General features: G+C 39.3%; 18 protein-coding genes and 1 rRNA gene. 5 read left to right on the top strand and 14 right to left on the bottom strand.

Going from position 1 to position 18,624, the window contains the following annotated elements; translation table 11 throughout:
• Nucleotides 1–21 precede the first annotated feature (21 nt).
• A complete protein-coding gene (locus tag G7035_RS27075) occupies nucleotides 22–1,413 on the bottom strand; it encodes a primase C-terminal domain-containing protein (RefSeq protein WP_019688386.1) in 1,392 nt (463 codons plus the stop codon).
• Between the two features lie 512 nt (nucleotides 1,414–1,925).
• On the opposite strand from G7035_RS27075, the gene G7035_RS27070 reads away from it, so the two are divergent.
• Together G7035_RS27070 and G7035_RS27065 are read left to right on the top strand one after the other, a co-directional pair.
• Complete coding sequence (locus G7035_RS27070; protein WP_019688387.1) at nucleotides 1,926–3,080, top strand: ParM/StbA family protein; 1,155 nt, start codon at nucleotides 1,926–1,928, stop codon at nucleotides 3,078–3,080.
• Between the two features lie 12 nt (nucleotides 3,081–3,092).
• Nucleotides 3,093–3,542, top strand: coding sequence for a hypothetical protein (locus G7035_RS27065; RefSeq protein WP_019688388.1), 450 nt, complete (start codon nucleotides 3,093–3,095; stop codon nucleotides 3,540–3,542).
• 135 nt (nucleotides 3,543–3,677) lie between these two features.
• On the opposite strand, the gene G7035_RS27775 is transcribed toward G7035_RS27065, so the two are convergent.
• The 3 genes from G7035_RS27775 to G7035_RS27055 all read right to left on the bottom strand — a co-directional run bounded on the left by G7035_RS27775 (nucleotide 3,678) and on the right by G7035_RS27055 (nucleotide 4,746).
• A complete protein-coding gene (locus G7035_RS27775; RefSeq protein WP_019688389.1) occupies nucleotides 3,678–3,812 on the bottom strand; it encodes a hypothetical protein in 135 nt (44 codons plus the stop codon).
• 79 nt (nucleotides 3,813–3,891) lie between these two features.
• A complete protein-coding gene (locus G7035_RS27060) occupies nucleotides 3,892–4,395 on the bottom strand; it encodes a hypothetical protein (protein ID WP_019688390.1) in 504 nt (167 codons plus the stop codon).
• 171 nt (nucleotides 4,396–4,566) lie between these two features.
• Entirely contained in the window at nucleotides 4,567–4,746 is a 180-nt protein-coding gene (locus tag G7035_RS27055; protein WP_019688391.1) for an aspartyl-phosphate phosphatase Spo0E family protein, read from the bottom strand.
• Between the two features lie 740 nt (nucleotides 4,747–5,486).
• Here G7035_RS27055 and G7035_RS27050 point away from each other — a divergent pair.
• Nucleotides 5,487–5,936 carry a L,D-transpeptidase gene (locus G7035_RS27050; protein ID WP_019688392.1) on the top strand — a complete coding sequence of 150 codons (450 nt, stop codon included), beginning with the start codon at nucleotides 5,487–5,489 and terminating at the stop codon, nucleotides 5,934–5,936.
• A 69-nt stretch (nucleotides 5,937–6,005) separates the two neighbouring features.
• On the opposite strand, the gene G7035_RS27045 is transcribed toward G7035_RS27050, so the two are convergent.
• Together G7035_RS27045 and G7035_RS27040 are read right to left on the bottom strand one after the other, a co-directional pair.
• The gene (locus G7035_RS27045) at nucleotides 6,006–6,902 is read right to left on the bottom strand and encodes a TolB family protein (RefSeq protein WP_019688393.1); all 897 of its coding nucleotides are present in this window, start codon (nucleotides 6,900–6,902) and stop codon (nucleotides 6,006–6,008) included.
• A 555-nt stretch (nucleotides 6,903–7,457) separates the two neighbouring features.
• On the bottom strand, nucleotides 7,458–8,339 hold the full coding sequence (locus tag G7035_RS27040; RefSeq protein ID WP_019688394.1) for a copper amine oxidase N-terminal domain-containing protein: 882 nt from the start codon (nucleotides 8,337–8,339) through the stop codon (nucleotides 7,458–7,460).
• A gap of 224 nt (nucleotides 8,340–8,563) precedes the next feature.
• Here G7035_RS27040 and G7035_RS27035 point away from each other — a divergent pair, with 224 nt between their 5' ends.
• Nucleotides 8,564–9,250 (top strand): hypothetical protein, encoded by a 687-nt coding sequence (locus G7035_RS27035; protein ID WP_019688395.1) that lies wholly within the window; start codon nucleotides 8,564–8,566, stop codon nucleotides 9,248–9,250.
• Between the two features lie 814 nt (nucleotides 9,251–10,064).
• Here G7035_RS27035 and G7035_RS27030 read toward each other — a convergent pair.
• The 5 genes from G7035_RS27030 to G7035_RS27010 all read right to left on the bottom strand — a co-directional run bounded on the left by G7035_RS27030 (nucleotide 10,065) and on the right by G7035_RS27010 (nucleotide 11,995).
• Entirely contained in the window at nucleotides 10,065–10,232 is a 168-nt protein-coding gene (locus tag G7035_RS27030) for a hypothetical protein (RefSeq protein ID WP_019688398.1), read from the bottom strand.
• 22 nt (nucleotides 10,233–10,254) lie between these two features.
• Nucleotides 10,255–10,629 carry a hypothetical protein gene (locus G7035_RS27025; RefSeq protein ID WP_019688399.1) on the bottom strand — a complete coding sequence of 125 codons (375 nt, stop codon included), beginning with the start codon at nucleotides 10,627–10,629 and terminating at the stop codon, nucleotides 10,255–10,257.
• Nucleotides 10,630–10,935: 306 nt separating this feature from the next.
• A complete protein-coding gene (locus tag G7035_RS27020) occupies nucleotides 10,936–11,118 on the bottom strand; it encodes a hypothetical protein (RefSeq protein WP_196478904.1) in 183 nt (60 codons plus the stop codon).
• A 376-nt stretch (nucleotides 11,119–11,494) separates the two neighbouring features.
• Nucleotides 11,495–11,770, bottom strand: coding sequence for a hypothetical protein (locus G7035_RS27015; protein WP_019688400.1), 276 nt, complete (start codon nucleotides 11,768–11,770; stop codon nucleotides 11,495–11,497).
• 12 nt (nucleotides 11,771–11,782) lie between these two features.
• Nucleotides 11,783–11,995: a hypothetical protein gene (locus tag G7035_RS27010; protein ID WP_237709737.1), complete on the bottom strand. Its 213-nt coding sequence runs from the start codon at nucleotides 11,993–11,995 to the stop codon at nucleotides 11,783–11,785.
• Nucleotides 11,996–13,558: 1,563 nt separating this feature from the next.
• Between G7035_RS27010 and G7035_RS27005 the strand changes: the two genes are divergently transcribed.
• Entirely contained in the window at nucleotides 13,559–14,479 is a 921-nt protein-coding gene (locus G7035_RS27005) for a hypothetical protein (protein ID WP_019688403.1), read from the top strand.
• A 1,604-nt stretch (nucleotides 14,480–16,083) separates the two neighbouring features.
• On the opposite strand, the gene G7035_RS27000 is transcribed toward G7035_RS27005, so the two are convergent.
• From G7035_RS27000 to rrf, 3 genes are all read right to left on the bottom strand, one after another.
• Entirely contained in the window at nucleotides 16,084–16,986 is a 903-nt protein-coding gene (locus G7035_RS27000) for a tyrosine-type recombinase/integrase (protein WP_019685727.1), read from the bottom strand.
• 369 nt (nucleotides 16,987–17,355) lie between these two features.
• The gene (locus tag G7035_RS26995; RefSeq protein ID WP_019685728.1) at nucleotides 17,356–17,772 is read right to left on the bottom strand and encodes a hypothetical protein; all 417 of its coding nucleotides are present in this window, start codon (nucleotides 17,770–17,772) and stop codon (nucleotides 17,356–17,358) included.
• Between the two features lie 679 nt (nucleotides 17,773–18,451).
• A 5S ribosomal RNA gene (gene rrf / locus G7035_RS26990) occupies nucleotides 18,452–18,568 on the bottom strand.
• Nucleotides 18,569–18,624 lie beyond the last annotated feature (56 nt).

Genomic DNA, 18,624 nt, shown 5'->3' with positions numbered 1-18,624 from the left:
GAAGCCCCACATAAAAATACACTAAGGCAAAGGAGGAGGTAAGGTAGCCCAAACAGGCAACAACCCGGGAGACAACCCACCCACCAACCCAGCTAGGATCTTAAATGTATTGGAGACTGGTACATTAATTATGTAATTATTTGTGAAATTTTGTTTTGGAAAAGGGATAATCTTGGCCGTAGTTTTCGTCGGGTCTTTCGGGCATACCAAACGAAGGGTTGTGCATGCTGCTCGTCCCTTTCCAGATACCTCTAATATTACTTTTTCCGTTTGCACTAAATTACATACAACTTCTTGGAAAGTTGATAGAGACATACCAAAAGAAGCGGCCAGCTGCCGCTGCGATCCGGTTACTTGTTGGTCAGGCTGCTCTCTTAAAAATTCGAGTACATCAGCTGCCCATTCTATGTAATGACTGCGTTCTCTTTCTGCTCTCGGCTTGGCCGCATCCCACTTTGCTGCATGCGCAAAAGAAACCCCAGATAGATATTGAATCCAGTCAGCGGTTGGTCCGGCTGGAGCACCAGCCTTGTACGCGCTCCTTACTTTCTGGCAAATAACACGTTCCGGCAGCGGTGAGTCAAGGCGAGCGTTCCAGTTATATAGCGCATCCTCAGCGCTCTCCTGATCGTAGCCTTCTGCTTTATAAGCCAGAGCAAGGGTATACGCTGCATTATCTCTTTTGCCGCGCTCCACGCCCTGTAGAAGCGTTTGAACTGCTTCCCGCTGTAATATCCCTCGCTGCGCCCAAGCGCCCGTTCTGGCGTTCTCCTGCTTCGGCTGCGGTTCATGGTTAATCCAGTACCAATCGTTCAATTCATCAAAGGCTACCCGGCGCTCACTTCGGTAAATAACGTTTTTCTCGGTGGGGATACGAAAATAGCGCTCTGCTCCAACTGCCTGCTGATCTGCACCGATAGCTACAGCCATAGCAAGCTGAAGCCTGTTGTAAGTAGCAACAACATTAGAGAACGCTTTCCGAGGGGAATCCAGCACAAAATAGACGTGATAGCCCCCGCTCGGGGTTCTCACAATCATAGTAGGTAGCGGCAAGCCAGCAGAACGGATCTGATCAAGCAGATCCGGCAAGCAAAGGCCGATATTCGCACCATGTTTTGTGTCCACGTCTAATACGATCGCATTTAGCCAGCGCAAAGTGTTCTGGCTACGCGAACCTCTTCGATAAAAAGTATTTGGGGTGTAGTATGTATAGTGGTCGCTAAGGACAAACAAGGTTTGGTAGGTACGCACAGCTTTAGCAGATTTGAAATCGTTGCTAATGTACACCCAACCTAAACTATGATCACGGTTTTTGGCCTTTTCATAACGTTTTGGCTGATCCGTAAGTTGATTATGATATAAGTCCCAAAATGCGTTATAAGGGATTTTGGGTAAATTCGCATATGTATACATTAAAAAAACTCCCATTTCCGCACCACACCTAAAAAAAGGCAATAGGAAATTAAGAGTTTGGCTTTACTTTCTTTTCGCAAATGGGTATAATGAACCCATAAGAAAAATGAGTAAAGCACAACTCTTGGGGTTTTATGAATGAAGGCCGGTCGCCAAACTAGACTTCTTCATAAAATTGGGTGGTGCTTTTTTTCTTTTATCTTTTTTTCTGAAAAGTTGAAAAAGTACGATCTAGAAAAGTTATCCACATGTTAATAAATCTCTTATATCAGATTCTGCCACTATTTTTTGATTTTTGCAAGTCTTTAATTCTACCGCCTTCCTCGAAGGCGGTTTTTTACTTTTTATCCCACCTGAACTTTATTTAAAATTCTTTATTCCCTTGACTAGCAAGGGTTTTTTATTCTTATATTTGTATACAAAATTGTAAACAACAAAATTGACTTTGTATACAAATAAGTATACAATCATTTTATACCAAAAATGCCCTATCAAAAAGGAGTGAATCTTACATGAACAATGCCGCAAGAGCGTTGGCAGCCGATATTGGAAATGATGCTGTCAAAGCCTACCTTAACGGTTTAACAGTTGAGCTTACTATACCTAATGTTGTCGTAGATTTAGAGGATCGTGACATTATAGATATGGAAAAAGACCCTTTAGACGCACTTCATGTAGAAATTACATCTACTGCTCTAAAAAATAATAAAAGAAAAGTAGCTGTAGGTAATCTAGCGACAAAGTATTCCAATAATGACGAATTGACTCCAGAAGAGGAAAAAAGCGAATCGGATCAACCTGTTATTTTGCTCCTGACAGCTGCTGCTCTGGATGCTGTTATGAATGGAACCCCAGACGAAGATGGAGTGTATCAAGTACCCCACTATCTTTCCACTGGCCTTCCTCTAGATGAAGCTAAACGTGGGAAAAGAAAGGCTTTTAGAGACAAAATCAAAAACGGTCAGCATCTAGTTAAATTTTTAAAGACTCCTTTATATGAAGGAAAGACTGTTCGTTTGCAATTTGAGCAAGTTATTGTAAATACTGAAGGTTTTGCAGCATATGTCGATCTTACAACAAATGATGATGGCTCTACAAAAAATGAAGATTTGATTGGTAAAAGCATTATCATAAATGACATTGGCGGGTTATCCACGGATACAGCCGTCATTACAAAGAATTCAGAAGTGGATAACCAATTTTCAGATGGGATTAAAAAAGGTGTCTCGACAACCTTGGATAACATTATCCGTAAAGTAGCCAAAGAACATAAGTACGAAATAAAAAGTCGGAGGGTTCTTGTTGAAATTATTACCAATGAAAAACCCGAAGAACAATATCATATTTGGAAAAACGGAAATCGAGTATCCATTAAAGATATTATCGAACCCGAATTAGCCGAGCTAGCTAAAGAAGAATATAAATTAATTAAAGAAGTTTGGCGTCAAGTGCCCGATACACGTTTAGCCTATCAAATAGGCGGTGGCGCAGTTGTGTTGAAAAATGCCTTAACTGAAATCAACAACAAAGAAAATCAATATCCTTTTAGATTCGTTAGTGCAAAGGAAAGCGTATGGATGATTGCTCGCGCCTATTTCAAAATTCTTCTCATGTATTTAGATGAAAAAGGAATTACGATAACAGAAGCAGCGGCTACCGCTGAGTAAGAGGGGACACCCATGTCGGAAACTGATTTTCAAGGTGGGAAGGTGGTGTCATTCCGTCTCCCTCATGATGTGCCGAAAACTGTATCAAACTACTTAATGAACCTAAAAGAGATACACAAACGAAAATTTAGCAGCGAGATTGCTGATCGATTTGTACAAGCTATTGAAAAAGAAGCATTATTCCAAAGACCCGAAAAGCAGTTAGTTATCCCGTTCCCAGAAAATTTGACTGAGGAAGAAAAAAAATTCTTAAAAAGCGATAAGACCAAAGCGTTGATCGGACAATTAGTTGTGCAATTAGTGAGGAATCCTAGTGAAGTTCCTATTCAAAGACAGGCAGCACCAGCAGCTAATAACAAGCAAAAGGACGATACGCCTGATCCTTCACAATCAGCCTTTGAGACAAATTCCACTATTAGAGAATTTACCCGCAAAACATTCCTTAGTGACTTAGATGATTGAATTTGGGAAGCTCCACGGCTATCATTTATTAGCCGTGGAGCTTTATTTGCTAAGCAAGTTGTTGTACACCTGCTTGCGTTGGCTGCGAACTAGTGTAATCAGCTCTGTTAGATAGTAAGTGTCCTGTTCCATCAATCAGAAGTGCCCCGCCGGCCCCGGCCAAAATGCGCCTGCCTTAATAGATACCGGTTTGCGCTGTCCATCCTCCTGCATATCTTCCTTGAACATATTATTGGCTCTACGCTCACCACCAAACCGCAATAACCACATGTCTTTATGTTCTTGTCTTCTGATCGGTAAAAAGCGCTCTCAATACTAAAGCCGAAAAACATCCAGTCAAGGATTCTCTTTACCGCTTTGTCAGGCGCGAACGCGTATATTTACGTATAAATGCCCGAATATGGCGCATTTCCTTACGTGCCGTTTCTTTTTGGTCCTCTGCTTCCTGCGATCTACCTGAATCTTCACCGTTCTTTAAATCATAATTCGCACGCCCAACATCATCAAATTTAGCCAAAGCATACTTAGCTTCTTCAATCGCAATGGTGAGCGTGAGCGCCTGCTTTCCATCCTTTTCCCAATTATTCAAACGTTCTTGTAACTGACTGGAGCGTTTGGCATCTGCTGCCCATGCTTCCTTTTCCCAGGCATATGAGAAAATAGACTCCTTAGGCACACCCAAGCGGCTTAACAGTTCTATACGTAGCAACTGGCTTCGTTGCATAGTCTTTTCATATTCACTGATTCCTCTCCCGTTCGGCCCTGGTATCCATAAGGATTCTTTAGCCACAATAAAGCTATATTCGGAGACTAGCTCTTGATTGGAAAGGTCTTTTATATTTTTGGTCCTCATTGCTCTCTCCTCCTTGGTGATTGCCAAACTAGCGTAGCGTCCAAAATCAGTAGAGCACGCCACTGACCTTTTATGTGTTTGCGGTTTACTTGCATACCGCTCTCAAGTGCTGCTATGGTATAATCACGAGGCGAGTCCTCCAAAAGCTCGCCCCAAAAGTCGGCTGTACTGCTATACAGTCGACTTTCTTTTTAATGCATATATTTTTTTTCGCTGGAATTCATTCAGCGTTTGATCTAGCTGCTCGCTCATGTTAATTACGCTCGGATGTCGAAATCCATAGCGCCCAGCCAGCTCGTGCAGCTCTTGACGCTCTCGCTCCATCTTCTGTAATAGTTCCGCATTATTCATACGACGACCACCTTTCTAAAAGGATACAAGGCCGCTCTGTTAGATCTACTTTGTCAGACCAAGCCTGCTATGCAACTCGGTCTTTGCATCCTTATGTTGCTCGTAATAGCTGCTCTGCCGATCAAGCTCTACATACTCACAATGTGCCCAGATCATAGTAGATTCTCGCCCCATGTAATATCCATAGTCTTAATGCTCCAGCACCTTAAAAGGAGAAAGCTTAATAATCTCCAGATTGGTTTCACCACCTGTTTCAAAATGACCAAACTCGCTTTCTCATATCATGGTTTCGTTATTGTACACCCTCATGAATTATTCCAGCTTTAGGTTATTTATGGTGAAAAACCTGATCGAAATGGTGGTTCAGCTATGACCACTCACTCCATAAATGGCTAATAATCATATTGTTGGCATTGCGTACATGTGGCAACATCCAGCATCCCTTCTCCATTTCATAACAGCTAAAAAAGCGAAAATGCGCATTCAATAAAAAAGAACCGGCCTCTGCCGATCCTCTCCGTTTTCCTGGTCTTTCAAAGTCCGGGCAAACTTCTCTCCCGGACTAGTCTACTTTATTTTTTTATTCTTATAAAAAAAATAAATATCATATTGCGTAACGTTACGTAGTATAATATAATAGAATTACAGAGAGGCGATATCCTAATGCTGGGGTGCATTAGAGAATATCGCAACCCCCTCCTTGTATCTATTAAATAATATACCTTTAGGAGGAAAAAATAATGAGCTATCATATTATGGTTAATCTGAAAAGCAATCGTAGAGAATTGGGTACTTTGAAAATGTATAACGGTAGTGGATCCTTAGTATTTGGCCCTGTGCCAGCACTGGGACGCTCGGAGTATGACTACGCTCCTACAGAAATTGATGGAAATACTCCAACTGGTGAGTACACTGCCCAGCTTGCTTCTCCAAGAAATGATACAGCAAAGAATCGTCGTTCTTACGGTATGTATGGAATTGTTCAAATGGATCCAGTTAGTGGACAAGCCCTAACTGCTAAGAGAAACGGACGCACTGGGTTATGGATTCATGGCGGAGCTCCTTCTGACTCAGGTGGTTTACGCCCAACACATGGTTGTGTACGACTATCCGAAGACAACCAAGATGGTTTGGTGAAAGCAATCAAAGCAGCTGGCGGCTCTGGTAAAGTAACAATAAGTGAAAGCTAAGATTTTTATACTTTATTCCAAACTAGCCCACATCTATTTGATGTGGGCTAGTTTTCATAAGGCTGACTCTTAAAATTTCGGTGTTAATTGAGCTAGCTTCTGTTCATCGTTCTTAGATAAAGACCCCTTCTTTAAAATTGATTTTTTTGTTTCTGAGTAAGTATAGAGTACTGCTTGTGGAGAATCGTCACCTTTACTTACAAAGTCAAAACTTTTCCCATCTTTATGCCAAACTATAGAGGAGATCAGTGTAAAATCTTTATCGGACACATGCGTATAGCTCTTACGCTCTACATCGTATACTCCGATATAACTTGAACCCAGATCACCGATACCAAACGCAATCTTTTTCCCATCTGGTGACCAGTTATATGCATCAATCTTTTCACTTTCCGCTCCATCACTATTCATCTCAAACATGTTTACAATAGTTTTAGTCCCATTAGATAAATTAATTAGAACAAGTCTTTTCCCCTCATGATCGCTTACATGGAGAGCTATCTGGTTGCTTTTGGATAAGGAAAGTGAATTAACTCTCAATGGTCGTGGGTTGAGCTTGACAAGTTGCTCTCCGCGCTTACTTTTTATTTTCATAGAATCCACAACTTCATTGGCTTCGGCGGCTTCTTCCCCCTTAGCCTTAGTTAATTTTGCGGTAAAAGTAACATCTTTATTTTTCCATACAATCTGTTTTCCCGAAACTACAACCTTAGATTTATCTTGATTATTATAATACTGTGAATAATCTACAGAATTCATCTTTTTGTCAGTTGCTTTATATGTTTCTATAGTTGCTTTTCCTTCAACTTTTTTTACACCTTCCTTTGTGTTGTTGACCTCAATATTATTCACTTTGTTCTGAGGCCGTTGTTGATCTGGATTTGAATTTGAACTTGCCTTATCACTGCATCCTGAAATCGCTAACGCCACTATCGCACCTACGGTCATAATCTGCACGAATTTCATAATTTCCTCCTTAATATACAATGTTCCGTTATTCCTACATTCCCTTGTATACGTAATCACATAAAGGTAAGTACTAATAATCGAACACATAATCTAGTAATCTACTTTAAAATCAGTCACCTCTTTCCTTTCTGTCTAAATAGAATTGTATTGGACCCATTTATATATTTTACCATATATAATCCTTTTTATGTAATTAGAATACATAATATAGCATATTGGAAAGCAACGAAAGAAAGCATTCTGGTATTTGTTCTTTACTATTCCTATTTTCAAGGCTTTTGCCCGTGGGTTGCATTAAGTGAGCACCAGGAACATAGAGCGCCTCAAGCGGGCGCTTTCTCCCGAAGTAAGCGCTCTAGGACGAGCGATCCAGCGCATGCTATCAGGTCTTGGATGGCGTTCTCTGCCGCCTTAGAGCTGGAGCTGGTTAAGTGTAAGCGCGTTTTCCATGTTGTGATCTGAAGCATTTCAGTCTGATGCGGAGATTCAAAAACCATATACGAAAAGAAGACGCCCCATGTTCAATGGGACGTCCAAAATGAAGTGAATAATCTATTTCATTTGATCTTTCCTTACTTCACCGGAAATAGGTACAATAATATCCGCTAATCCCGTAGTATTTTTAGGCAAAGCTTGCGTTACTGGCTTCTTGGTCCCCACTTTACCATATGTGACACTATGATCCACACGTTCTTGTAAAAAATAATATTGTGTTTTGTCTTCCGGTGGACGCTTTCCTTTTTCTTTCATTTTCTTCCTCGAATCTTCTTCTACACCTTCCCAAACTAGATGTTTAACATCATCCTTAATTTCATAGTAAGTATATAAATTCCCAACAACATAATAATATCTCAATGCTTCTCCTTCAGGAAAGATATACTGATAATAAACACCCTCCTCGGTATTATGAAGCGTATTTTCATCATTCGAAGGAAGGTCTACAGCGATTTTACGTGCCGCCACCAAATCCGTACCTTGATACAGCTTCTTATATGTTTCTACTTGATCAGCACTTCGTATAATGACAGTGTTCTTCTCCGCTTTCCAGTCTACGTCGGCCTTAAAGGCTTCGCTGATAAAGCGCAAAGGCACAACAACGCGATTCTTGTTTAATTGAGCAGGCACGTCCAAAGTAAGTGTTTTTTCTCCATAAGAAGCTTCTTTTTGGCCGATCGTAAGTACAAGCTTTTCTTTCACCCCAGGAGCATTAACAGTCACCGTCTTCTGGCTAGCATTCCAGACTAAATTAAGCTTAAGCGGCTTCAAAGAAGCTAAAGAAACCATAGTTCTCCCTGCGACAGAAACAGGGGGGGCATCTGAATGTACCACCTCACTATTGATAACTAATTGAATCGACGGTGCAGCAGAAAGCGGAATAGCAAATGTTAAGAGCATACCTAAAGTAAGCATAGATGAAAGAAAGATTTTTTTCATACCTAACTAACCTCCAATAATTTGTAATTACACTAAATTATAAACGTTTCAGACAAGAAAAAGTTTTGTTTTCCCAAAAAATATATTGCGTAACGTTACGCTATATAATATAATAAAAACACGGTAAGTGTTTGTTGCAGAATGATTGATGAGTGCCGGGAAGCACCTCATTCTGTTCCCCTCCAAACTCCTTAACCAATATAAATTTTAGGAGGAATACTACCATGGCAAAAGAAAAATCTTATGAATATGCTAAATTCGCTAAAATTCACCCTGATGTAGGAAGATACACCAATCTCGGTTTTCAGGCCTATGTAACTTTACCTTCGTCCAAATCACTCCCACAAGGAGGATCTTACATTAATACCTATTGTGGTATGGCAGGATTTGAGTGTGGTATTTCGGTTAAATACCGTTCTGATTTTATGGATTCCAGAACTGGAACCTATCAATGGCACTGGTTCGCAAATGGTCCTGAAGGACAAATTGACGGTCCAATGTGCGAATACCGTGATGGCGAAAAGGTCCATATTAAGCTAGTGCGCCTGGAAAATGACCACGTGCAGTTTATTGTGGACGGCGATGAGAAATTTACTTCCAAGCATGCTTATGGCGAGAACACCTTTAAAACGGATGACACTTGCGCTCGTTTTATCATTGGATCTGAAATAACTCGCTATCCAACTCTGCCGTCCAGTCTTCCGCAATGGAATCTGTCCTTCTCCAGACTTCAAATTTCTGACATGAGATATAAAAAGGCCTCAGGTGCTTGGAAAGACGTAAATTCAGCAAATGCGACAGCAAGATTGTCTCATACTCCAGTAGAACTCACCCCTCCTTCACCAGTAAATTTCAACGGCGTTGACGATGATCTGGAAAATGGACGGTTTGCTGTTTCCATGAGAGTATAATAGATACAAGCTTCAGAAAATAGCGATTCATTACCTAACAATCACTATTTTTGAAAGCAGGTGCTAATATGGAAGATCTGTCCCTTTGGGTTAACTTGATCAGTAATGTGGGCTTTCCTATCATCATAGCCATTCTCCTATTAAGAAATTTAATGAGCAGCATCCAAGAGCGCCTGGATGAATTGAACAAGACCATGAACGAGCTATTAGAAACCATAAAAAAGCAGAATAAATAAAAGAAATAAAAAATAACTCCATATTTTTTTATGGAGTTATTTTCATAATAGTTCATCTCAAAATTTGAAACCATTGGAAGGAAAAATGCGTTTAATAGAGTATCAAAAAGCATTGAATGAAAACATGCGTTCGTATATAATATATAAGGATACAATAAGATACAAAAACATACAAAATTCTTATAATATGTTGCGTTATTACACGTAGCGTAATATAATCAAATAAAAGGAAATATGAGGGGGAAATATCTAACAATGGACTTCGTTTCTCTCAATGAAAGCTTTTCTCCGCTACAAAAATTGACATCTTCTCCTTTACTGCTGCATGTACATGAAATCCTTAGCTCCGAGGATGCCGACACCAAGATTGCTATCAATATTACTGACAAACCAGATTTATTTAGTTTACTTCTAGTAACAACCAATGCAAAAGAAAACTATTGGAACATGCATATTTTTTATATGGACCAGGTAGAGAAACATAACAAAGAGTACCGTTATCATACCTTCTCCAACAACGAGAGCATACACCTACATAATTGCCTGTCCCAACTCTTCAAATGATAAAAAAGCAGGACTCAATCCGAGTCCTGCTCTGTCCCTTTTACTCTTTGATATTCCTCTTCAATAATTCTAGTCAGCAGCTCTGTAGCAGTAATTCCAAGTTTCTTAGCCGTTTCTGCCAACTCTTTTTTAATATATGCCGGAACATCATAATGAAATTTCACTTTATTTCCGTATGCCATAGCTTAAGTCTCCTATCTTCATTCAGTTAGTATTCATCACTTCCTGATACTTCTGATCAATAAGGCGAATTAATAATTGAGTAGCTGAGGTATCCTGTAGATCGGCACACTCGATGAGCTTCTCTTTTACTTCTGGAGCAAATTCATAAGGCAATTTGAGCTTGGGTTCGGACATCCTCCCCCCCATACTTTTTTCAACTTGAATCGCTTTTTTAACCATTACCTCTAAAGAATTATTTTCTGTAGGATTTATTTCTGTATATTTTTGAAGCACTCTGGATAAATACGATGCTAAGGCTTTCTGATTATCCTCGTCTAATGCAATCGTCAAAGCATTATTTTGTATGCGTAGTTCACAATCAAAGTTGTTTCCAAACAGATTGATGTTATATTTCACAATTACACTCCTTTATCAAAGATTAAATTTTTGTTACGTATAATATACTTTGTTTCGTTATGTTACGCAATATTTTTTAATAAAAATATATAACAACAATTGGCATTTTCAGATTAACCTGCCATCTATTATTTCAAAAGAGTCTACATTTAGCAACAACCTTCTTTCCTATATTACCCGATCAGTCTGTACCTAACGCCCCCTGAATAGTTCTGGTAGAAATGTTCGTTAATCTAGGCAAGTTCTAAGCGTTTTATCAACTGGTACTGAAACCACCCCTTTTCCGAATGATGGAGCATTTTGGCCCTAACAGATTAGAAGCCCGATGGCTAAACAAACAATCTTTTGGCAGTTCGGCACCTGCAGTTCCTTGACGAGCGCCAGATCGTCGCTCAAGGCACCATCATTTCGTATTTCTTTACCTACCCAGGAGTGAATACCATATTTGTAAAAGCACGTAGCGATCTTCTTCGCTACTTGAAGGAACAACTAGAGCATGCACCAGGGTATCCCGCTCTAGCAAGCGCATTGTCTGTATAGTCTGCTCAGTGGTTACCGCTTTTAGTATCTATGGATCATAGGTTCTCCCTGCTTTCTTGGTGTATGATGCGACCTACAGGTCGCATTCGAGTTTGTACCGGTTGGTGGTTATGCTCTTGCCTTCGCTTCACATAGAACGCCATAAATGATGCTCAATTCTTCGTCAGCATCTCTTCAACCATTGGCAGGCAGTCTGCCCCGTAAAATCATCTTCAAATGTCATTCCCAAATATTGCCCTCCTATTTTTTTCCGTGCTATGATAGGAGAGTAGGAACAGAAATCATCCGTCCCTACCAACCTTTTCACCAAGGTTTGTTCTAGGCTTCAATCGTTCCCGCGATTGGGGCCTTTCTCATTTTTGTTTTGATCTACAAACGCTTTTAATTCTTGAAAGGCGGTTAACTCTGCTCGGCAATCAGTAATGATCTGATTCAAGTTTTCAGCATTTTCACCCGCCTGCTGTCGCATCTCCAAGTTGCATATTTTCGATTGGCAATGCTGAATACGCGCAAGGACCAACGATTCTAAAAAAGACCAATAATCCTCGGTTTCGACCTCACGCACATACTTAAAAACCTTTGTAAAATCTTCTTCCCTCATAGCTACTCCCCCTTAATATTCTTCTGGCAGTAACAGCGTGGTAACGCTGCGATCTGCTTCTGTAATAATCCAGAATCGGACCCCGCTCGCCGCTCTATAGGCTGATAGCAGCCGCCCACCATCTTTTAGAGCCTGCTCGTTGCTCTCCTTGTCCTCTTCCGATACCTCGCCCCAGTTCCCCAAAATATGCCAGCGCAGAGCTAACAAAATTTCATGTTCTGACACAGCTTGCAAGCATCCTGGCGTTCCTACAACTCTCCCCAAACGGAATTTTCTAACCATGTTTAGCATGATGTTCTTCTTTCCTTTCTGTTTTTGATTTTGGGTTGTCAAAAGAGCATTTTTTGGACGTTGCCTGCGGCATGGCCTGAATCCCCCAAAGGGGAATTTTTTTCCCTTTTGACGTGAGCTTGGGAACCTGGACAATGGCAGGCGGTCAAGGGAATAAGCACACAAAAGATTTTCCTTCCGCTCTTGCATTTTCCATTCGGAAGGAAAATCTTTTGTTGCCCCTTGACCGCCTGACCGCCTACTTAGTGTCCGGCAGGGTGAGGGGCGTAGCCGGAGGCTCGCCCTGCCGGACGCTTAGTAGGCTTTGGCCGGGTTACCATGCGGAAGGCAAAAGGGAAAAAAATGCATTCAATAAAAAAGAACCGGCGGCTGCCGGTTCTCTCCTTCTTCTTCGACTCCACTTCCATAGCACGATGATAGAGCGCAGCGGAATCATGGTGGTGCCCTGTGCATGCATACATGATGATTAGCGCAGCGCCAGCGTAGCGGCTCATGATGTATGCATGCCATCTTTGATTCCGCCGACAGCTCTTACGCTCCGTGGGTTGCGTTAAGCGAGCGCCAGGAATGTAGAGCGCCTTGGCCGGGTGCTTTCTCCCGGCGTAGGCGCTTCTAATTATCGGCGTGAGTAGCGGCCCAGCGGTGCGTACTGGCTCTTAGGCGGGACGCTCTTGCCGCCCTAGAGACCAGTAGCATGAGCCTGCTCTCTCAGTCTTGTTCTGCCTGATCTCTTGCTCACCAGTGTGGAAGCTGCCGCTTGCTGCAAGCACCTAGGTTGGTTTAAACCAGCTAGTGAAAAAAAGATATCCGTGGAGTTGCTCCAGCCCCATACTTCTATCCAAATGTCTACAATACAATTTGAGGCTGAAGGCTTCTAATTCGGATTTTTCCGATATCAGGTTTTCAGTCAAAAGTATAATAGTCATTTTTTGAATGAAAATAGCCTACTGAAAAAGCTGGCGCGAGTTGCGCTAAGATAAAAACGTGATATTCCAATATATATTGATATTTTTAAATTCTCATAGAGTTTCAATACAGACTGACGCAAAAAAGAGCGATTCGCATCGCCCTCTTCAACATACAATTATTCAATCTCGGCTATACACTGCAATCCATACTTCTATATCAGATTTCACTTTACCTCATAGTATTCTCGGCTAAGATATTTGGCGGTAAGGAGTTCTCAAGTTGATGTTATTCCAGAACTTTTATTCCGCGTTTATTTCTCTCACATATGAAATCAGCTGCTGTAACTCCCTATATTATTTTAATCTCTTAAGTATCCATGTTGACGTGCACCAATTAGAGGAACGATTCATAACAAGCAAACAAAATCTAATACTTTTCAAATAATATAATTAATTTCCGATAATAGTTATGTAAATGATTGGATCAATTGAGGAGGATAATGCTATGGAAAATTTGAAACAAAGATGAGTATCAATCTGTTCTATCCATCTTGTATTTATTACGATAGTTATTAAAGGAGTAATTCAAATGTTCGATATTGATTTAACGAAGTATAAAGACTTTATTCCACTCCTATCTGCAATTGTAATTGCAGTTGGATGGGTGGTAACTTATTATTTCAACTTAAAGCTGAAAACAAGAGAAACTTTCATTGCAAAAACAGAGCAAGATGTTAAAAATATTTTAGGACATATGTCGGCTGAAATACGCGATATTTGGGATGCTGAAGGACACATACCAACCCAAAAAAAAACACTGAAAGAATTCTACAACAAATATAAAGCAGGCGATTCACCACTATATTTATCCACTAGCTCGCTTATAATTGATCAGTTTCAACTTTTCCAAGATCATTATAAAAAGTATGATAAAGAGCCTACACTTGAACACATTCAAAATGTTTGGACTTCATTAAGTATATTAGAAGTAACAGTTAACGAAAAAATCAAGGAGTATCGAAAACTATTATTCAAATATTATGATTGGTACCATCAGTTAGACCGTCTATATCCAATTGTACGCCTTTTTGCGGAAATTTTTAGATACTTCTACCAGACCATAACCGGATTACTTCAATTAGCTTTATTCATCATGTTATTAACTGGTACCGAATATATTGTAGTCAAAACTGCTCATATTCTTGGTAATAATGATTTTCTAATCATTTTATGGCCTTTCCGCTATTATACTGTTTTATTTTCAACAGTATTATTACTACTATGGCTCTTATTCTTTATGATAAATCGATCAGCTTTCAGATTATTTTTAAAACCGGATCCCGGTTCAGGTAAGTACTCCGAAAGACAAATTGAATATCATAAAAAATTGCGTCCGTTTCCAACTTTCCAAGAGGGGGAACCCCCACTAACACCCAAATTAAAAGAGGGCTTCTTTAAGCGAATATGGAATCTCACACTATATTTTGTGTATAAAAAACCAAAAGAATAATATATTTATTTTGATGATTCTATTTAATATAGAATCAGATCTTCAAACTTTCTTCTCCTGTTAACCTTCACTTCTTCTTAGATAGTTTCTCAATTCTAGATCTGATTTAGAATCAGATCTTCAAACTTTCTTCTCCTGTTAACCTTCACTTCTTCTTAGATAGTTTCTCAATTCTAGATCTGATTTAGAATCAGATCTTCAAACTTTCTTCTCCTGTTAACCTTCACTTCTTCTTAGATAGTTTCTCAATTCTAGATCTGATTTAGAATCAGATCTTCAAACTTTCTTCTCCTGTTAACCTTCACTTCTTCTTAGATAGTTTCTCAATTCTAAATCTGATTTAGAATCAGATCTTCAACTTTCTTCTCCTGTTAACCTTCACTTCTTCTTAGATAGTTTCTCAATTCTAAATCTGATTTAGAATCAGATCTTCAACTTTCTTCTCCTGTTAACCTTCACTTCTTCTTAGATAGTTTCTCAATTCTAAATCTGATTTAGAATCAGATCTTCAAACTTTCTTCTCCTTCTCACTTTCACTTCTTTAAATTTTTTTTATGTTAACAAGTAAAAATAATGATGTAGAAAACAAAAGTATTTAATGTTACAATAAAGCTACAAGTTCTCTATTTAATTATTTTTGTTTTATAACTCTATTTGTCGTGTCTAAATAAATAACAAATTTTATCTAGTCTTCTTTCTAAAGTTGAATCCGAATTACACACTTAAATCTTTATCTAGAATTCCAAACTAAAGATATTCCTTTATTCTAACTACTCTAACTTTTTTGCTTATAAGCTTTTTTGTCGTACCTAAATAAGTTTCAGAAATTGGCTACTATCTTTTTAAAGAGATAATACGAAATCGCATATTTATACTTTATTTATATAAAATATGAGAATAAAGATGTAAAGGCGAAATCGTATTTATATATTATCTCAAAAAAAAAACCGCAACCTGAAATGGTTACGGTTTAAATCATCGGGAAACTATAAGCTTGTATATGTAAGTAATCCGGTGACTAAAAGAAAAACAGAAGAGTAAGAGGGTTACCAAACTTTGGTCGGTGGGGTAATCCTCTTACTATTTTTTAATCAAACAGATATACGTTAACAGCGCCAATAGAGAATTGAAGCCTGTAAAAATTATCATAATTATGCTTGATACGATTGTTACTGTCTCCATATTTTCGCCTCCCTCCGTTTAATTACGGAGGACCTGCATATAACGGAGCTTTATAGCATTCCCGAGTTCTATTATATTATATACTATAGATAGTTGCCTAGTACAGTACTTCGTATATCGAAAAAAGCATTTATATGTATTCAGATGACAAAAATACAATTCTATATGGGTGGAATGTTTTTTTATAATTTTTCTATTAATTACGCTATGATTTCCCTCATATAAGGCAACGTTATCGGTAAAAGATAGATTTGGACATCTAACTTATACATAGCTGCGCCTCCATAATCTCATCGGCTCCCCTCAGTAAACCAGTCTTTTCCCTTGGTCGCTAAACAATAATCCGTGAGTTAAATCAGTCAGCAGCCTTTCCGCATCTACTCTGCTCATATGATCATCCCCAATATCAAATTAAACCTTCACTACGTCCAACTAATTGACTCTACCGCTGCAGTCAAATCCTCAACGCCTGGTGTCGTGTAAATCATGGTCATCTGGATATTAGGTGTACCATCTTCTTTGAAGTGTCCCATCAGCGTTGCCACCTGCTGCAGATCAATTTTGGACACGACCAGGTCATGTCCAAAGCTGTGTCTTAGGGCGTGACAGGTTAAGTGTTCTATCCTGATACGTCTGCGATACTTCTCCACCAAATGCTGAACCGCACGGACGGCCAATCTTTTGGAACGTTGAGACACAAATACATAAGGACTATCATCGGTCCGATCCGCCAGGTAACTCTCCAAAGCAGAGCGAACTTCCGCGTTCAGCGGAACCTCCCGGTCCTTGTATCCTTTCCCTCGAATATACACGCTTCCTGACCGCGGATTTATGGAGAGCTCCGTTTTCATCATTTCACACAATTCATGGACTCGCAGGCCTGCACGCAGCAAGGTAACCACAATGGCAAAGTCCCTTTTGCTTCCGTCTTTTCGTACCTCCCGCAGAAAAGTATTCTGTTCATTCCGTGAAAGCCACTTTGGGGTCCGTCTTGCCACCGGTGGTTTTTTCACTGGACCGACCGGATTGTCCGGGATCAGATTTTGAGAAGCAAAATAATTGAAGATAGCGTTCAAGTGAACAAAGGTCAGCTGCATCGTACTTGGCTTTGCCGGCCGTCCTCCCCTTCCACCAAAATCCAGCATGTAACGTTTGTAATCTGCGATATCTTTTTGAGTCGCCAACCCTGGATCATCGAGATCCGTATCCGTCTCAAGCATCCACTTCCAGAATTTACTCCAGGTCGCTTTGTAATTTTGAATAGTCCGATCGTTTAACCCGGATTCCTGCAGATGCTGAATAAATTTTTCGAACAGTTGAGACATTTTGAGGATCCCTCTTTTTCTATTTATAGAAGATGACGAGTTTTTTTAGCCTTATGAAACGGTCGAATGCGGCCTCGTTTCTTCTATTATATCAAATCTCGTCATCTTCTGTATAGAGAAGATGACGAGTATTAAAAAACCAATTCCCCACTTGTTTAGTGAGAGCAGCTCAGAAGTTGATGAAACGCGATTCCGAACAAATGATTAAATTGGAAATATATGTATAATGACCTTCTTTTAGATTTTCAGAAGTAATTAAAACTCTAGCAACAATATTTTATCTAAAAACCCCATTGTCATTTTGAGCAATGGGGTCTTCAGCTTTTTATTTGAATAGTGAGACATTCAGAAAACTGCTACAATAATTACTTAATAGTGAATGTCGTACGCACCACCCACACCATTTGGCGAATATGCTACAATTTTATGATAACCTCTAAGATTATCTAATCTTATGCTTTTTGGACTGTAATCAGATACTATCACTCTTCCACTTCCTTTAAGGGTTCCAGTCATGTCTTCAACATTAATGACATATTCACCTAAGGCGCGAGGACTAAATGTGATCGTAATACTTCCTGTCAAATATATATCAGTACTATATCCTCCATCAAAATATTCTCTTAATGGATTTTGTGCGAAAATATCAATTTGCTGCGCCTGAACTTCTTGTGAAGGAAGATTGGTTGTAGTACTGACTTCGTCAGCAAAGACAGCTTGTACTGGTGCTAAAAACATGACCATGGTAGAAAGGGCTGCAAATACTGTTTTTTGATACTTTTTCACAATAAAACATCTCCTTTAGAAAATTAATTGGAAATAGAAAGCGATTACCTTTTTCCCTGGCAGACGAATAGACCAGTAAAACAGTAGCTTTTAATCCAAATTCATTTCTTAGATGATGGCTGCACCCGAAACAAGTCCGTCTGACTTAGAATTAGCAAAAGATCATTACTAAATAGGTGGTAAAAATTTTGCATGAAGTAGAAACAAACTTATCCCTCCTGCAAAAATAGTATTTACAAGATCAATAGTACAATTTATTCCATGGAAATACAATATATTTTATTGTTTCTTTTATCATATTTGTAAATATATTTTAATTAAAATTAATTCATAAATTTATATAATTAGGGAATTCCCAATCCTCAAAAATTTTAAGAGCTGTATTTCTGGATTTTGATCTTTGGCCAACATGGACATAAGTCATATCTACCAATTGACGTTTTCCTCTTTTTAGTTTCAAAAAGTATATCATTAATACTGGAACACTCCAGTATTTTCACTATATTACTGAAAAGTAGAAGCAATGGTTTAATAATCTGCTAAAGCACAAGAATAGTAGCATTAGGGTATCTGGCTGTATTTAATAAGAAAGTCGTAAATGAAATCGCATTTCTAAAATTGACTCGATTCCAAAAAACAAAAAAGCACACCCCTTAATGGGGATGTGCTTTTTTGTTTAGCTTGGCAACGTCCTACTCTCCCAGGACCCTGCGGTCCAAGTACCATCGGCGCTGGAGGGCTTAACGGTCGTGTTCGGGATGGGTACGTGTGGAACCCCTCCGCTATCGCCACCAAACATGAATTTACACCGTAAATTCTTTTTCAGGAATCAGCATCGCCAAATGCTGTGTG

Source organism: Paenibacillus polymyxa (assembly GCF_015710975.1).
In the GTDB taxonomy this organism is placed as follows: Bacteria; Bacillota; Bacilli; order Paenibacillales; family Paenibacillaceae; genus Paenibacillus; species Paenibacillus polymyxa.
Note: the sequence above shows the minus strand (reverse complement) of the source record. Positions and strands in the feature narration are given on the sequence as shown.

Excerpts from the sequence above, each read along its gene's own strand:
- G7035_RS27075 (WP_019688386.1), bottom strand. The coding sequence starts at position 1,413 with ATGTATACATATGCGAATTTACCCAAAATCCCTTATAACGCATTTTGG.
- G7035_RS27050 (WP_019688392.1), top strand. The coding sequence starts at position 5,487 with ATGAGCTATCATATTATGGTTAATCTGAAAAGCAATCGTAGAGAATTG.
- G7035_RS27000 (WP_019685727.1), bottom strand. The coding sequence starts at position 16,986 with ATGTCTCAACTGTTCGAAAAATTTATTCAGCATCTGCAGGAATCCGGG.
- G7035_RS27065 (WP_019688388.1), top strand. The coding sequence starts at position 3,093 with ATGTCGGAAACTGATTTTCAAGGTGGGAAGGTGGTGTCATTCCGTCTC.
- G7035_RS27005 (WP_019688403.1), top strand. The coding sequence starts at position 13,559 with ATGTTCGATATTGATTTAACGAAGTATAAAGACTTTATTCCACTCCTA.
- G7035_RS27015 (WP_019688400.1), bottom strand. The coding sequence starts at position 11,770 with ATGAGGGAAGAAGATTTTACAAAGGTTTTTAAGTATGTGCGTGAGGTC.
- G7035_RS27775 (WP_019688389.1), bottom strand. The coding sequence starts at position 3,812 with ATGTGGTTATTGCGGTTTGGTGGTGAGCGTAGAGCCAATAATATGTTC.
- G7035_RS27060 (WP_019688390.1), bottom strand. The coding sequence starts at position 4,395 with ATGAGGACCAAAAATATAAAAGACCTTTCCAATCAAGAGCTAGTCTCC.
- G7035_RS27040 (WP_019688394.1), bottom strand. The coding sequence starts at position 8,339 with ATGAAAAAAATCTTTCTTTCATCTATGCTTACTTTAGGTATGCTCTTA.
- G7035_RS27030 (WP_019688398.1), bottom strand. The coding sequence starts at position 10,232 with ATGGCATACGGAAATAAAGTGAAATTTCATTATGATGTTCCGGCATAT.
- G7035_RS27035 (WP_019688395.1), top strand. The coding sequence starts at position 8,564 with ATGGCAAAAGAAAAATCTTATGAATATGCTAAATTCGCTAAAATTCAC.
- G7035_RS27070 (WP_019688387.1), top strand. The coding sequence starts at position 1,926 with ATGAACAATGCCGCAAGAGCGTTGGCAGCCGATATTGGAAATGATGCT.
- G7035_RS27045 (WP_019688393.1), bottom strand. The coding sequence starts at position 6,902 with ATGAAATTCGTGCAGATTATGACCGTAGGTGCGATAGTGGCGTTAGCG.
- G7035_RS27055 (WP_019688391.1), bottom strand. The coding sequence starts at position 4,746 with ATGAATAATGCGGAACTATTACAGAAGATGGAGCGAGAGCGTCAAGAG.